The organism is Pseudaeromonas paramecii, assembly GCF_039540575.1.
Classification (GTDB): Bacteria; Pseudomonadota; Gammaproteobacteria; order Enterobacterales; family Aeromonadaceae; genus Pseudaeromonas; species Pseudaeromonas paramecii.
Genome location: NZ_BAABFC010000009.1, coordinates 29,191 through 42,456, shown reverse-complemented (window position 1 = coordinate 42,456; position 13,266 = coordinate 29,191). Strand labels below are relative to the sequence as shown.

The window sequence follows — 13,266 nt, the reverse complement described above, 5'->3', positions numbered from 1 at the left end:
CTAGCGTGTGTTTGCTGTCGTCACCGTGGCTGGAAAACCCACCTCAGTCCCAGGAGCCCAGCGATGAAGAGCGCCTTGAAATACCTGTTACCCCTGATCTGCCCCCTGTTCGTGCTGTTGTTACCCCGGGATGCCTTGCCGATCCCGGACTTGACGGTGCTGGAACAGCGGGTGATTGCCATCTTCCTGCTGGCGGCCTTGTGCTGGATCCTGGAGCCGATCCCCATCTATGCCACCTCAGTGCTCATCATAGTGCTGGAGCTGCTGCTGCTCTCCGACAGTGGTATCAAGCCGCTGGTCAGTGGTTATCCAGAGGGGCAATTGGGGATCTTGATGAGCTACAAGCAGATCATGGCCACCTTTGCCGCGCCCATCATAATGCTGTTTCTGGGCGGCTTCTTTTTGGCGATGGCGGCCAGTAAGTACCGGTTGGATATCAATCTGGCCCGGGTGATGTTGCATCCCTTTGGAACTAATCCACGTGCCGTGTTGTTGGGTTTGATGGGGATCACGGCCCTGTTCTCCATGTTCATGAGCAATACCGCCACCACCGCCATGATGCTTTCCATCCTGGTGCCCGTGCTGGGGGTGTTTGCCCCCCAGGATCCAGGACGGATTGCCTTTACCCTGGCGATTCCATTGGCGGCCAACATAGGTGGCATAGGCACGCCCATCGGCACGCCCCCCAATGCCATCGCCTTGCGTTACCTCACCGGCGAGCATGCGATTGGTTTCGCGGAATGGATGGTCTTCGGCGTGCCCTTCGTGCTGGTGATGATGCTGGTCGCCTGGTGGCTGCTGTGCTGGCTGTTCCCCGCACAGCAGCAAGTCATCCGGCTGGAGATCCGGGGGCGTTTCCTCAAGACACCCAAAGCGTGGCTGGTGTATGCCACCTTCTTGCTGACGCTGGGCCTGTGGTTGTTTGGTGAGCCGCTGGGGATCAATTCCTATGTGGTGGGGCTGGTGCCGGTGGCCATCTTTACCGTCACCCGGGTCATCACCAAAGAGGATCTCAAGACCATCTCCTGGGACGTACTCTGGCTGGTCTCCGGCGGTATCGCCCTGGGGTTGGCCATGGAGAGTACCGGACTGGCTAAACACATGGTGGAGGCCATTCCGTTTGCCAGTTTTTCGCCCTGGTTGCTGCTGTTGCTGGCCAGCCTGGTCAGCCTGCTGATGGCTAATTTCATGTCCCATACCGCCACCGCCAACCTGCTGTTGCCCTTGGTGGCGGCGGTTGGTGCGGCACTGCCCAACCTGGTTGAGGTGGGCGGCCTGGTGGCCCTGTTGCTGGCGGTGACCTTTGCTGCCAGCTTGGGCATGTCGTTGCCTATCAGTACGCCTCCCAATGCGCTGGCCCATGCCACGGGGAATGTCGACACCCGACAAATGGCCAAGGTGGGCGTGCTGTGCGGTCTGCTGGGGCTACTGTTGTGTTATCTGATGCTGCTTATCATGGGGTGGGTAGGCTATCTATGAGCCTGGATTCGTTGCGTCAGCGCTACTTTGCCGCGCCGGAACACCAGCGGGATCTCCAGCCCGGCGAGAGACTGCTGGAGCAGGGGGCTCATAACCGGTGTCTGTATCTGTTGCTGGAGGGGCGGGTGCGAGGGCGCTACTTGGCGGCAGCCGAGGGCGAATGGCTGGATATATTACAGGTGGAGGCTGGGCGCTTCATGGGAGTGCACAGCTTCTTCTCCCGCAGCTTCGTCAGCTATTGCCGACTGGAGGCCATGACGCCCTGTCGGGTGGCCTGGCTGGATGCGGAGGCGCTTAACGAGGTCAATTCCGACGGCCTGTCCCTCACCGAGCAGTTTATGCCGGTCATCATGGAGGAGCTCAAACAGCGGCAACTGACGCTTAACCAGGCCTATTTGCAGCAGATGCATACCGAGCGTCAGCTGCTCCAGGCGGAGAAGATGAGCACCCTGGGGCAGCTGGCCGCCGGGGTGGCCCATGAACTGAACAATGCCATTGCCGTTATCGCCCACAGCAGCCACTCCCTGATCAGCTTTATCAGCGGCCGGCTTGGGCAGCCGGATAAACCGGCGCAAGACTTCTTTAACCGGGCCCTCAGGTCCGGTCAGCTGCGTTCCAGCAGCCAACTTCGCCAGGAGGCGAGGGTGCTGGAACAGACCTTCGGTCTTGGGGCCACGCAGGCCAGACAATTTGCCCGCATGCTGGAGGGGGCGCCTGTCGGCCAGGCCGATATAGCCGCCTTGGCGGAGGGCGTCAGCCATTGGGAGCTGGGACGGGAGTGCCATGATATGGCGCTGGCGGTGAAGCATGCCACCAACATAGTGCGCTCCGTCAAACAGCTGGGCGGTGGCGAGGCGGCCAGGCATCCTGGGGTGCAATTGCTGGATACCATAGACGAGGCATTGGCACTGCTCAACAGCCCCTTGCGCCGCATCAACCTGCAACTGGCGCTGTCACCCTTGACGCCGCTCCTGGCCAACGAGACGGAGTGGGTGCAGATCTGGGTCAACATCATCAAAAATGGCTGCGATGCCTTGGCACAGACCCCTAATCCGACGATTTGGATCCGCGCTGACGAGGATTCGCAAGGTGTACGCGTTCTGGTCGGTAACAATGGTCCCCAGATCCCCCCAACGATGTTGGAACGGATTTTTGAACCGCACTTCACCACCAAGCGCGAAGGGCAACGGTTCGGACTGGGGCTGGGACTGGCTATCGTCAAGGGGCTGGTCGACAGTTATGGAGGCAGTCTGGCGGTATGCAGCCAGGCGGCCGGTACTGAATTCAGCATAAGGATACCCAAGCATCATGGATAAGCTCTATATCATCTGTGTCGACGACCAGCGGGAGGTGCTGAGCGCCGTGATGAAAGACCTCCAACCACTGGAGCAGTATTTTCTGCTAGAAGAGTGCGAATCTGCAGAGGAGTGTGAAGCCCTGCTGGATGAGCTGGATTCGGCAGGGGCTCAGGTGGCGCTAGTTATTTCCGATCACATCATGCCAGGACGTAGCGGCGTAGAGCTGTTGGCGCAATTGGCCGCGGATCGCCGCTTTTCCGAGACGAAAAAAGTACTGCTCACGGGGCAGGCGACTCATAGGGATACCATAGAGGCGGTGAATGCGGCCCGCATCGATCACTACTTTGAAAAGCCATGGGATCCGGATGAGCTACTTCAGATCAGCCGTCGTCTGGTGACCGAGTTTGTCTTGGCGCAGCGTCTGGATTACGAGCCCTATGCCGGCGTGCTGGATCAGGCCACCCTGTATCGAGAGCTGCATTAAATTATGTAAGTCTGCGGCCTTTGCCCTGTTGTTCCTGAGCGGCCTTGGCTAACCTGATGGTGATGGTATTCATTCTCTCAGGTGGTTTACGCGGTGGCAGAGCAGCAGTTGAAGATCCTGGTTATCGAAGATGAGCCAGTGTTTCGCACTACGCTGGTGGCACAGTTACGCCAGGGCGGCAATCTGGTGTACGAGGCCGCCAATGGCGTGGAAGGCCTGGCCGCCGTGGCCATGTATCAGCCGGATCTGGTGCTGTGTGATCTGCAGATGCCCATGATGGATGGTCACCAGGTCATCGCCTGTATCAACCGCCGCTACCCGCATATTCCCATCATGGTGGTCTCAGGCCAGGACAATATGCAGGATGTCAGCCGCGCCCTGCGTGGCGGTGCCTGTGATTATGTCATTAAACCCATCCGTAACTGGGGGGAGTTTCATCGGGTGTTGCAGGCCTGCCTGGCCGATGAGGAGGAGGTGGCTGCCCGGCGCGAGCTGGATCAGCATTTGCGTTTCTTTGCCCACGATGATGTGGCCGCCAGTCACCTGCTGGGGGCCATGTCTCCCCCCAAGGCGCAGCGTCTGGGCGCCTGGCTGGCAAGTTACGAGAGCGATAGCCCGCTGCTCATTCCCGAGTTCTTCCTGATGGGGGAACGGCTGCTGCTGGTGATCAGTGAATTATCCGTGCTGGATGCTGATGCCACCTTCATGGGTGCCATGATGAAATGCTTGCTGAGCGGCCCCTATCGGCAGTTTCAGCAGGGGGAGAGTCAGCTATTGGGGGCGCCCGGCCGGGTGCTGGAATACCTGAACTGGCATCTGTGCGACTCAGGGCTGAAGGGCAGTCTCAATGCCGCCGTCCTGTTATTCAATGCCAAAGAGCAATCCCTGATCTATGCCAATGCCGGTCTGGCGTCACCTCACTGGCTGCAGCAGGCCGAAGGCTTGCCCTTGGGGCTCGTTAAACAGAGTGATTACCTCACCCACCAGCGTGGCTGGCGTCTGCCTTGGGAAATGGCGGTGAAAGGCGATGGCGGGGCTACCCTGACCATAAGGTTGGGATGGGAGTAGACCACCGGCAGGGCGCCGGTGGTCTGCTGCAGACTTACAGAGATGCCGCCAGTTGTTTGAGATAACGGCGGAAGTCATCCTTGATGGCATTGTGGCGTAGGCCGTACTCCACGTTGGCCATCATGTAACCCAGCTTGCTGCCACAGTCGTGGCTCTTACCCTTCATGAAATAGGCATTCACCTGCTCTTGCTGCATCAGCATGGCGATGGCATCGGTGAGCTGAATTTCGTCGCCCGCACCCGGCAGGGTCTTCTCCAGCAGCGGCCAGATATTGGCGGACAGCACATAGCGACCCACCACTGCCAGGTTGGAGGGGGCTTCGTCTACCGGTGGCTTCTCGACGATGGCCGTCATGGGCGCTGAGTGACCTTCGGTCAAGGCTTCACCGTTGATGTTGGCGATACCGTATTGGTCCACCTCGTCGCGGGGCACTTCTTCCACCATGATTTGGCTGATGCCGTCCTCGGTAAACAGACGCACCATGTCCGCCAGGTTATCGGCCTTGAGATCGCAGCTGGACTCATCGATGAGGACGTCCGGCAGCAGGACGACGAAGGGTGCATCGCCCACCAGCGGATGGGCACAGCGGATGGCGTGGCCCAAGCCTTTGGCCTCGCCCTGGCGTACGTGCATGATGGTGACGTCCTTCGGGCAGATGCTCTGTACTTCGGCGAGCAGCTGACGCTTAACCCGCTTCTCCAGGGTGGCTTCCAATTCGAAGCTCTTGTCAAAGTGGTTTTCGATGGAGTTCTTACTGGAGTGAGTGACCAGCACTATGTCCTTGATCCCGGCGGCGATGGCTTCACGTACCACATACTCAATAAGAGGACGATCGACGACGGGCAGCATCTCCTTGGGGATGGCTTTGGTGGCGGGCAGCATGCGGGTACCCAGACCGGCGACCGGGATGATGGCCTTGCGAATGATGGCGTTCCCTTTCTTCATCTTGGTAATTTCCTATAGGGGTAGAGGCAAGAATGTGAAGTGGCACGCACTATCTTAGCGGAGTTGCCAGTCGAGGCCAACGAAATTCAGGGGGTGGCCAGGTGGCCAACCCCCTGATGGAGGAGGGCTATTCCAGTGACAACTCGGCGCTGTGGGCCTCGACAAACGCCGGGCTGATCCCCTTGATCTCGGCCAGTTGATCCAGGCTGGCAAAGGGACCATTGGCGGTGCGGTAGGCGATGATGGCCTCCGCCCGCTTGGGCCCTATGCCCTTGATGTTCATCAGTTGAGCCTCATCGGCCTGATTGATGTTGATCTTCACGCTGGCCGGCGCGACCTGCTCCACGGCATTGCCCGCCTGCTCGGCCGCCGGTGCCATATTGGTCTGGAACAAGGCACCCGCCAGCAGCAGTGCGGTCAACAGTTTGGTTTTCTTCATGTCTATATCCCTATGTTGTGTGTTTCCACGCCAAAGGGTAGGTCGCTTGCCTCGGGTCATGTCTGTCTGGACTGACAGCTATACAGGCTCGCTCAAACCGGGCAGCACACTGGCATGATGTGAGACAGCTTTGTTTATAACTCATTGATTATTGGTCTAAGGAGGCCGACCCGTTGCGGGTAATATGGCACCACTGATAAAGGAGTGAGCCCCTATGCAATTAGAGAAGTCATTGATTGAATCCGTGATCCGGCTGGCAGAAGAGGCCGGACGCGCCATTTTGGCGGTTTACGATGGCCCGATAGATGTGACAGTCAAACAGGATGACTCGCCGCTGACCCAGGCGGATAAGGCGGCTCACCGGGTGATTGTGGATGCGCTTGCCCAGTTGACCCCGGAGCTTCCCGTGCTCTCAGAGGAGTCGGATGAGGCGCAAAAGTTGGCGCGTCTCGGCTGGTCTCGCTATTGGCTGGTGGACCCCCTGGACGGTACCAAGGAGTTTATCCGTCGCAACGGCGAGTTTACCGTCAACATCGCCCTCATCGAGGAGGGAGTGTCGACCTTCGGGGTGGTGCATCTGCCGGTGCAGCAGCTGAGCTACTGGGGTGGTCAGGCCTATGGTGCCTTCAAGCGCTCCCATGCCGGCGAGACCGCCATTGCCGTTCGCCATCCGCAGCCTGCCGAGGTGCTCAAGGTCATCGGCAGCCGCTCCCACCTCTCTGTGGAAACCCAGGACTACCTGGCCGCTCTGGGGGACCATGAACTCCTGTCGGTGGGCAGTTCGCTGAAGTTTTGCCGGGTGGCCGAAGGGGAGGCGCACCTGTATCCGCGTCTGGGGCCCACCTGTGAGTGGGATACGGCCGCCGCCCAGGCGGTGCTGGAAGGGGCCGGTGGCGAGGTGGTGACCCTGGAGGGCGAGCCGCTGCGTTACAGCAAGGCCGAGCTGCTCAACCCCTGGTTCATCGCCCGACCCAAAGGCTGATCAGGCCAGGTGCTGCTGTTTTCTTACCTGCTCGGTCAGGGCCTTGAGGTGGCGGGCCGAGCCGTGCAGCTGCGCCAGCTCATGGCTAGTGAGGGGATAGGGTAACCGCGTGGCGATGCCCTGGCGATTCACCAGGCAGGGCACGCTCAGCACACAGTCCTCGATGCCAAATTGTCCTTCCAGGTAGGCGCCCACCGGCAGGATGGAGCCTTCGTCAAACAGGATGGCCTGGACGATGCGATACACGCTGGCGGCGATGCCGTGGTTGGTGTTGCCCTTGCGATTGAAGATCTCAAAGCCCGCCTGCTTGACCGACTGCAACAAGGCCTTGCGGGCCAGTCGGGGCTTGCCCACCATGTCGCAATAGTCATCAAATGACAGGCCGCCGATGCTGCACAGGCTCCAGGGAATGAAGCTGGTGGCACCGTGTTCGCCCAGCACATAGCCCTGCACGTTCTTGGGGTCCAGCTCCACGTGATCCGCCACTATCTTCATGAAGCGGGCCGTGTCCAGCAGGCAGCCGGCGCTGATGACCCGCTGGGCGGTGTAACCTGTGTTGGCGATGATAAAGCGGCTCACCAGATCCACCGGATTGGTGGCCAGCACCAGGATGGCCTCGGGCGCCACCTTCTCCAGCTCCCGGGCGATCTGCAGGGTGATTTCCACGTTGATCTGCGCCAGCTCATCCCGCTGCTGACCCTGCTTGATCTGGGCTCCGGCGGTGATGATGACGATGCCGGCGCCCTGACAGTCGGCGTAACCGCCAGCCACCATCTTGACGTTACGGGTGAAGTTCAGCGAGGTGGTGTGGCCGAAGTCCAGTATCTCCCCTTGCGCCTTCTCCTGATTCAGATCCACCAAGACCAGGGTGTCGCAGGCGCCGTTATCCAGCAAAAACTGACACACACTCACTCCCACGGCGCCGGCGCCGATCACTGCCACTTTCATGCTGGGTGTTCCTCTTGATGATGTTGTAATTCACCTAAGGTTTAGGCAAAAAACAGGCCAGTAGACTGGATGTCGATATGAATGCCTGGAATAGTCTGAAAACAAGGAGAAAGTGCAACCAAGATATGCCTCAGGATGAGGCTGGCTGCACTGGCCTGGGGCAGGGTTAGAACACCTGCTTGTAGGGTTTGACCGTCACCTCGGCATAGACGCCGGCGGCCACGTAAGGATCGGCATCGGCCCAAGCCTTGGCCTGGGCCAGGCTGTCGAATTCGGCGATGACGGTACTACCGGTAAAACCGGCCTCACCGGGATCGGCCGTATCGATGGCGGGGTTGGGACCGGCGGTCAGCAGGCGGCCCTCGTCACGCAGGGCCTGCAGACGGGCCAGATGCGCCGGACGGGCCTCTTTTCGCAGCGGCAGGCTGTTGGGATTGTCTTGGGAATAGATGAGATACCACATATGCACTCCTTAGCGGCAGTCGGTTAAAACGAAGGGGCGCTTGGTGCGCCCCTGGTCGGATGATTATTCCTTCTCTTCCGGCAGGTGCCGGTAGAGGTAGAAGACGGTGAGCAGGGTGAACACCAGGGTCATGCCCAGAAGGCCAAACACCTTGAAGTTGACCCAGACATCCTGCGGAAGATGAAAGGCAATGTAGGTGTTGAGGGCGGCGCACAGGGCGAAAAAGCCGGCCCAGGCCAGGTTGACCCGCCGCCAGATCAGATCCGGCAACTGCAACTCCTTGCCCAGCATCTGCTTGATCAGCGGTTTGTTGAAGCCCCATTGGCTGATGAGCAGGGCGCCGGCAAACAGCAAGTTGATCACCGTAACCTTCCACTTGATGAAGGCATCATCATGCAGCAGCAGGGTGAAGCCGCCGAACACCAGGATCAGCACCAGGGTCACCCAGTGCATCTTCTCCAGCTTGCCGTGGCGAAACCAGATAAACGCCATCTGCAGCAGGGTCACTACCATGAGGGCGGCGGTGGCCACATAGATGTCGTAGAGCTTGTAGAGGGCGAAGAACACCAGCAGGGGAATAAATTCGAACAGCTGTTTCATGCTCAATCTCGATGGGGGAACTGGCGGTCAGTCTAACGGCAGCCGTCGGGGAAGACAAAAGAAAAAGCCCGCCTACGGAGGGCGGGCTTGGGTCTGGCCTGGGCTCTTTAGCGGGCGGTGGCGGCCTTCATGCTGGCGACAAAGCCCTGCAGCTCCGCCAGCAAGGTGGCGGGGTTAGCCAGGTTGCGCTCGATGATCTTCACCACGGCGGAACCGGAGATGGCCCCGGCGGCGCCGGCGGCGATGGCTTCCTTCACCTGAGCCGGTTCGCTGATGCCAAAACCCAGCAGGGCGGGCGGTGCGGCATGGCGCTTGAGGCTCTCCAGCAGCGGCCCCACCGGCTTGCCGGCACGGGTCTCGGCTCCCGTGACCCCGGCGCGGCTCAGCAGGTAGGTGTAGCCACTGCCCAGCTCGGACACCTTCTGCAAGGTGGCCTCGTCGGCGTTGGGCGGGGCGATGAAGATGGCGGCCACACCGGCGCGGTCAGCGGCCTGCTTGTATGGCTCGCACATCTCCACCGGCACATCGGCCACCAGCACTGAATCCACCCCGGCGGCGGCGGCTTGCTCGTAGAAGCCGTCTATGCCCTTGGCATACACCAGGTTGGCGTACAGCAGCAGGCCCATGGGCAGCTCAGGGTACTTGGCGCGCACCTTGGCCAGGATGTCGAAACAGGTATCCGGCGTGGTGCCCGCCTTCAGTGCCCGGGTGGTGGCATCCTGAATGGTGGGGCCATCGGCCACCGGGTCGGAGAAGGGGATGCCCAGCTCCAGGGCGTCGGCACCGCCAGCCACCAGGGCGTCGATGATCTGCAAGGAGAGCTCCGGGGTGGGATCTCCCAGGGTCACGAAGGGCACGAAGGCCCCCTCGTTGCGTTGAGCCAGCTTGGCAAACAGGGCGTCATAACGGCTCATCATAGGGCTCCTTGCTTTTCCAGAATGTCGGCGACGGTGAAGATATCCTTGTCCCCCCGGCCGGAGAGATTGACGATCAGCACCTGCTCCAGCTCGGGGTTCTGCCGGGCCATCTTCAGGCCATGGGCCAGGGCATGGGAGGACTCCAGCGCCGGAATGATGCCTTCGTGGCGGGCCAGCTCCTGGAAGGCGTCCAGCGCCTCCTGGTCGGTGATGGAGACATATTCGGCCCGACCGGTGGCGGCCAGATGGGCGTGCTGCGGGCCTACCGAGGGGAAGTCCAGACCGGCAGAGATGGAGTAGGACTCCTCGATCTGGCCGTGCTGGTCCTGCATCAGGTAGGAGTGGGCGCCGAAGAACACGCCCTTGGTGCCATGGCCCAGGGGCGCGCCGTGTTCACCCGTCTCGATGCCGTGCCCTCCGGGCTCGACGCCGATGAGGCGCACCTCGGGCTTGTCGATGAAGTCGGCGAACATGCCGATGGCGTTGGAGCCGCCACCGACGCAGGCGATCACCGCATCCGGCAGACGGTGCTCCACCTGGTCGAGCTGCTCACGGGCCTCTTCACCTATCATGCGCTGGAATTCACGCACTATGGTGGGGAAGGGGTGGGGGCCGGCGGCGGTGCCCAGCATGTAGTGGGTATCTTCGTAGTTGGCGGTCCAGTCCCGCAGCGCCTCGTTACAGGCGTCCTTGAGGGTGGAGGAGCCGGCGTGCACCGCCACCACCTCGGCGCCCATCAGACGCATGCGGAACACGTTGGGCTTCTGACGCTCCATGTCCACCGCCCCCATGTAGACCCGGCAGGGCAGATCCAACAGGGCGCAGGCCAGGGCGGTGGCCACGCCGTGCTGACCGGCACCTGTCTCGGCGATGATGCGGGTCTTGCCCATGCGCTTGGCCAGCAGGGCCTGGCCCAGCACCTGGTTGGTCTTGTGGGCGCCGCCATGCAGCAAATCTTCCCGCTTGAGGTACAAGCGGGTTTTGGTGCCGCGGGTCAGGTTGCGGCACAGGGTCAAGGGGGTGGGGCGGCCGGCGTATTCGGTCAGCAGGCTGCGGAATTCGGCGTGAAAGGCCGGATCCTCCTGGGCCTCGATGAAGGCCTTCTCCAGCTGCAGCAGGGCCGGCACCAGGATCTGCGGCACGTACATGCCGCCAAATTCACCAAAAAACGGATTAAGCAGTGTCATGATCATTCCTTTTCAATAGGTGCCCAGGATCAGTAGGCACGCAGTGCGGCGAAGGCTCGCTGCAGCTTGTCGGCATCCTTGAGACCGGGCGCCGATTCTACACCGGAATTAAAGTCCAGTCCCTGACAGCCCAGGGCGGCGGCCTGGGCGGCGTTCTCCGGGGTGAGGCCGCCGGCCAGCATCAGCCGGCTCTTGTCCAGGTTATCCAGCAGTTGCCAGTCAAACGCCTGGCCGGTGCCACCGCACTGGCCGGCCACCTTGCTGTCCAGCAGCAGGCGATCCGCTAGCGGGCTCAGTGCCTGGTACTGGTCATGGGGAAAGTGATCGCTCACCGCCAGCGCCTTCCAGATCTGGCAACCCGCGGGTAACAGGGGGCGCAGGGCCTGCAGGTAATCGGCGTCTTCCTGGCCGTGCAGCTGCACGGCGGCCAGACCCAGGCTGGCGGCGGTCTGTGCCACCTCCTGCAGCGGGGCATTCTGGAACACCCCGACGTACTGCAGCGGTGCGCCGGCCATGACGAGACGGGCCTGCTCTGTGGTCACATGCCGGGGACTCTTTGGCACAAAGATGAGGCCGCCGAACAGGGCGCCCGCCTGGCAGGCCGCCGCCGCATCCTGGGGCCGGGTCAGGCCACAGACCTTGTTCTGTCCCAGGATCAGGGCGCGGCAGGCGGCGGCCACATCCGGCTGGCTCATCAGGGACGACCCCACCAGGAAGCCGTGGGCATGGTGGCTCAAGTCCTTGACCTGATGGTGATGGTAGATGCCGGACTCGCAGATGACGATGCGATCGGACGGCAGCCGGGGAGCCAGCTGGCGGGTGCGGTCCAGATCGATGGTGAGATCCCGCAGGTTGCGGTTGTTGATCCCCACCACCTTGGCGTCCAGGGCGATGGCGCGGGTCAATTCCTCTTCGTTACTCACCTCGGTGAGTACGCCCATGTTGAGGCTGTGGGCCACGGCGGCCAGCTGGCGATAGGCCTCGTCGGTCAGCACCGAGAGCATCAGCAGAACGGCGTCGGCCTGATAGTGGCGGGCCAGCTGGATCTGGTACGGGTCGACGACGAAGTCCTTGCACAAGACGGGCACCGACACCTGGGCCCGCACCAGGGGCAGGAAGTCGAAGTTACCCTGAAAGTACTTCTCATCGGTCAGTACCGAGATGGCCGCCGCATAGTCGCCATAGACCCGGGCGATGGCTGCCGGATCGAAATCTGCGCGAATGAGCCCCTTGGAGGGGGAGGCCTTCTTGCACTCCAGAATAAACACGGTTTGGGACTGGCTCAGGGCCCCGTAGAAGTTGCGGTCGCTGGGCGACAGGCTGGCTTCGAAGCTGGCCAGCGGCTGGCTGGCTTTGCGGGCGGCCACCCACTCCAGCTTGTCGGCGACTATCTTGCCCAGCACCGTCTGGTTGATGGAGGTGTAGTTGATCATGCTGCGGTCTCGCTTTGGGTCAGGGCCGCCAGCTCAGCGACCTTGGTCAGGGCAACGCCGCTCTTCAGGGTCGCCAGGGCCAGCTCGGCACCTTGCTGCAGGGTGTCGACCTTGCCGGCCATCTGCAGCAGGGGGGCCAGATTGATGGCGATGGCGGCATTCTGGCCATCGCTGCCGCGGCCAGAGAGGATGGCCTCACTGATCTGGCGATTCTCTTCGGGCTCGCCGCCGCGGATGGTCTCCAGGCTGAAGGTCGGCAGGCCGAAGTCCGCCGGGGTCAGCACGCCTTCGTGGATCTGTTCGCCCTCGATCCGGGCATAGCGGGTCTGGCCGTGAATGGCGATCTCGTCCAGGCCGTCACCGTACACCACCATGCCGCGGGGCAGGCCCAGCTGCTGCAGAGTCTGGGCTATGGGGGTGACCAGTTCCGGGCGGTAGACCCCCATCAGCTGGTAGCTGGGGCGGGCCGGATTGATGAGGGGGCCCAGCACGTTGAAGATGGTGCGGGTCTTGAGGGCCTGACGCACCGGCACCGCGTAGCGCATGGCGCTGTGATAGTGGGGGGCGAAGATGAAGCAGACGTTCACCTCGTCCAGGCAGCGGCGGGCCAGCTCCGGGCTCACATCCAGCTTGATGCCCAGCTTGTCCAGCAGATCCGAGGAGCCGGTCTTGGAGGAGACGCTGCGGTTGCCGTGCTTGGCCACCTTGAGACCACAGCTGGCGCCCACCAGGGCGGCCAGGGTGGAGACGTTGATGGTGTGCTGGCCGTCACCGCCGGTGCCGACGATGTCGCAGAAGTCGTAATCGGGCCGCGGGAAGGGACGGGCGGCGGCGATCAAGGCACTGGCGGCACCGGCGATCTCCGCCGGGCTTTCGCCCTTCATCTTGAGGGCGGTGAGCAGGGAGGCCAGTACCAGGGGATCCATCTGGCCGGAAAGCAGTTGTTCAAACAGGAAGCGGCTCTCGTCGCGGCTTAGGTCCTGGCCGCGGTACAGGGTATCGAGTAAGGCATGGGTATCCAT

At 61.7% G+C, this 13,266-nt stretch carries 14 protein-coding genes; 5 read left to right on the top strand and 9 right to left on the bottom strand.

Translation table 11 applies throughout. From position 1 onward, the window contains the following. Positions 1-63 precede the first annotated feature (63 nt). From ABD847_RS05630 to ABD847_RS05615, 4 genes are all read left to right on the top strand, one after another. On the top strand, positions 64-1,479 hold the full coding sequence (locus ABD847_RS05630) for an SLC13 family permease (RefSeq protein WP_345010881.1): 1,416 nt from the start codon (positions 64-66) through the stop codon (positions 1,477-1,479). Next, entirely contained in the window at positions 1,476-2,795 is a 1,320-nt protein-coding gene (locus tag ABD847_RS05625) for a sensor histidine kinase (RefSeq protein WP_345010879.1), read from the top strand. The genes ABD847_RS05630 and ABD847_RS05625 overlap by 4 nt, the downstream gene beginning before the upstream one ends. Beyond that, complete coding sequence (locus tag ABD847_RS05620) at positions 2,788-3,261, top strand: response regulator (RefSeq protein ID WP_345010877.1); 474 nt, start codon at positions 2,788-2,790, stop codon at positions 3,259-3,261. Before ABD847_RS05625 ends, ABD847_RS05620 begins: the two co-directional genes overlap by 8 nt. Positions 3,262-3,369: 108 nt before the next feature. Further along, the gene (locus tag ABD847_RS05615) at positions 3,370-4,329 is read left to right on the top strand and encodes a response regulator (RefSeq protein ID WP_345010875.1); all 960 of its coding nucleotides are present in this window, start codon (positions 3,370-3,372) and stop codon (positions 4,327-4,329) included. Between the two features lie 34 nt (positions 4,330-4,363). Here the strand turns inward: ABD847_RS05615 and galU are convergent, their stop codons facing one another. Beyond that, entirely contained in the window at positions 4,364-5,275 is a 912-nt protein-coding gene (galU, locus tag ABD847_RS05610) for a UTP--glucose-1-phosphate uridylyltransferase GalU (protein WP_345010873.1), read from the bottom strand. A 127-nt stretch (positions 5,276-5,402) separates the two neighbouring features. Beyond that, on the bottom strand, positions 5,403-5,714 hold the full coding sequence (locus ABD847_RS05605; RefSeq protein WP_345010871.1) for a ComEA family DNA-binding protein: 312 nt from the start codon (positions 5,712-5,714) through the stop codon (positions 5,403-5,405). 214 nt (positions 5,715-5,928) lie between these two features. On the opposite strand from ABD847_RS05605, the gene cysQ reads away from it, so the two are divergent. Further along, complete coding sequence (cysQ, locus tag ABD847_RS05600; protein ID WP_345010869.1) at positions 5,929-6,696, top strand: 3'(2'),5'-bisphosphate nucleotidase CysQ; 768 nt, start codon at positions 5,929-5,931, stop codon at positions 6,694-6,696. Here cysQ and ABD847_RS05595 read toward each other — a convergent pair whose 3' ends face one another. The 7 genes from ABD847_RS05595 to trpD all read right to left on the bottom strand — a co-directional run bounded on the left by ABD847_RS05595 (position 6,697) and on the right by trpD (position 13,266). After that, positions 6,697-7,644, bottom strand: coding sequence for an L-lactate dehydrogenase (locus ABD847_RS05595; protein WP_345010867.1), 948 nt, complete (start codon positions 7,642-7,644; stop codon positions 6,697-6,699). Between the two features lie 166 nt (positions 7,645-7,810). Continuing rightward, positions 7,811-8,107 carry a YciI family protein gene (locus tag ABD847_RS05590; RefSeq protein WP_345010865.1) on the bottom strand — a complete coding sequence of 99 codons (297 nt, stop codon included), beginning with the start codon at positions 8,105-8,107 and terminating at the stop codon, positions 7,811-7,813. Positions 8,108-8,170: 63 nt separating this feature from the next. Then, entirely contained in the window at positions 8,171-8,707 is a 537-nt protein-coding gene (locus ABD847_RS05585; RefSeq protein ID WP_345010863.1) for a septation protein A, read from the bottom strand. 107 nt (positions 8,708-8,814) lie between these two features. Further along, entirely contained in the window at positions 8,815-9,621 is an 807-nt protein-coding gene (gene trpA, locus ABD847_RS05580; protein ID WP_345010861.1) for a tryptophan synthase subunit alpha, read from the bottom strand. After that, the gene (gene trpB, locus ABD847_RS05575) at positions 9,621-10,811 is read right to left on the bottom strand and encodes a tryptophan synthase subunit beta (protein WP_345010859.1); all 1,191 of its coding nucleotides are present in this window, start codon (positions 10,809-10,811) and stop codon (positions 9,621-9,623) included. The genes trpA and trpB overlap by 1 nt, the downstream gene beginning before the upstream one ends. A 29-nt stretch (positions 10,812-10,840) precedes the next feature. Continuing rightward, positions 10,841-12,244 (bottom strand): bifunctional indole-3-glycerol-phosphate synthase TrpC/phosphoribosylanthranilate isomerase TrpF, encoded by a 1,404-nt coding sequence (gene trpCF, locus ABD847_RS05570; protein ID WP_345010857.1) that lies wholly within the window; start codon positions 12,242-12,244, stop codon positions 10,841-10,843. After that, positions 12,241-13,266 (bottom strand): anthranilate phosphoribosyltransferase, encoded by a 1,026-nt coding sequence (gene trpD, locus ABD847_RS05565; RefSeq protein ID WP_345010855.1) that lies wholly within the window; start codon positions 13,264-13,266, stop codon positions 12,241-12,243. The genes trpCF and trpD overlap by 4 nt, the downstream gene beginning before the upstream one ends.

What these genes read in the sequence shown, in the direction of transcription:
- ABD847_RS05630 (WP_345010881.1), top strand. Translation starts at nt 64, where the DNA reads ATGAAGAGCGCCTTGAAATACCTGTTACCCCTGATCTGCCCCCTGTTC.
- ABD847_RS05625 (WP_345010879.1), top strand. Translation starts at nt 1,476, where the DNA reads ATGAGCCTGGATTCGTTGCGTCAGCGCTACTTTGCCGCGCCGGAACAC.
- ABD847_RS05620 (WP_345010877.1), top strand. Translation starts at nt 2,788, where the DNA reads ATGGATAAGCTCTATATCATCTGTGTCGACGACCAGCGGGAGGTGCTG.
- galU (WP_345010873.1), bottom strand. Translation starts at nt 5,275, where the DNA reads ATGAAGAAAGGGAACGCCATCATTCGCAAGGCCATCATCCCGGTCGCC.
- ABD847_RS05605 (WP_345010871.1), bottom strand. Translation starts at nt 5,714, where the DNA reads ATGAAGAAAACCAAACTGTTGACCGCACTGCTGCTGGCGGGTGCCTTG.
- cysQ (WP_345010869.1), top strand. Translation starts at nt 5,929, where the DNA reads ATGCAATTAGAGAAGTCATTGATTGAATCCGTGATCCGGCTGGCAGAA.
- ABD847_RS05595 (WP_345010867.1), bottom strand. Translation starts at nt 7,644, where the DNA reads ATGAAAGTGGCAGTGATCGGCGCCGGCGCCGTGGGAGTGAGTGTGTGT.
- ABD847_RS05590 (WP_345010865.1), bottom strand. Translation starts at nt 8,107, where the DNA reads ATGTGGTATCTCATCTATTCCCAAGACAATCCCAACAGCCTGCCGCTG.
- ABD847_RS05585 (WP_345010863.1), bottom strand. Translation starts at nt 8,707, where the DNA reads ATGAAACAGCTGTTCGAATTTATTCCCCTGCTGGTGTTCTTCGCCCTC.
- trpA (WP_345010861.1), bottom strand. Translation starts at nt 9,621, where the DNA reads ATGAGCCGTTATGACGCCCTGTTTGCCAAGCTGGCTCAACGCAACGAG.
- trpB (WP_345010859.1), bottom strand. Translation starts at nt 10,811, where the DNA reads ATGACACTGCTTAATCCGTTTTTTGGTGAATTTGGCGGCATGTACGTG.
- trpCF (WP_345010857.1), bottom strand. Translation starts at nt 12,244, where the DNA reads ATGATCAACTACACCTCCATCAACCAGACGGTGCTGGGCAAGATAGTC.
- trpD (WP_345010855.1), bottom strand. Translation starts at nt 13,266, where the DNA reads ATGGATACCCATGCCTTACTCGATACCCTGTACCGCGGCCAGGACCTA.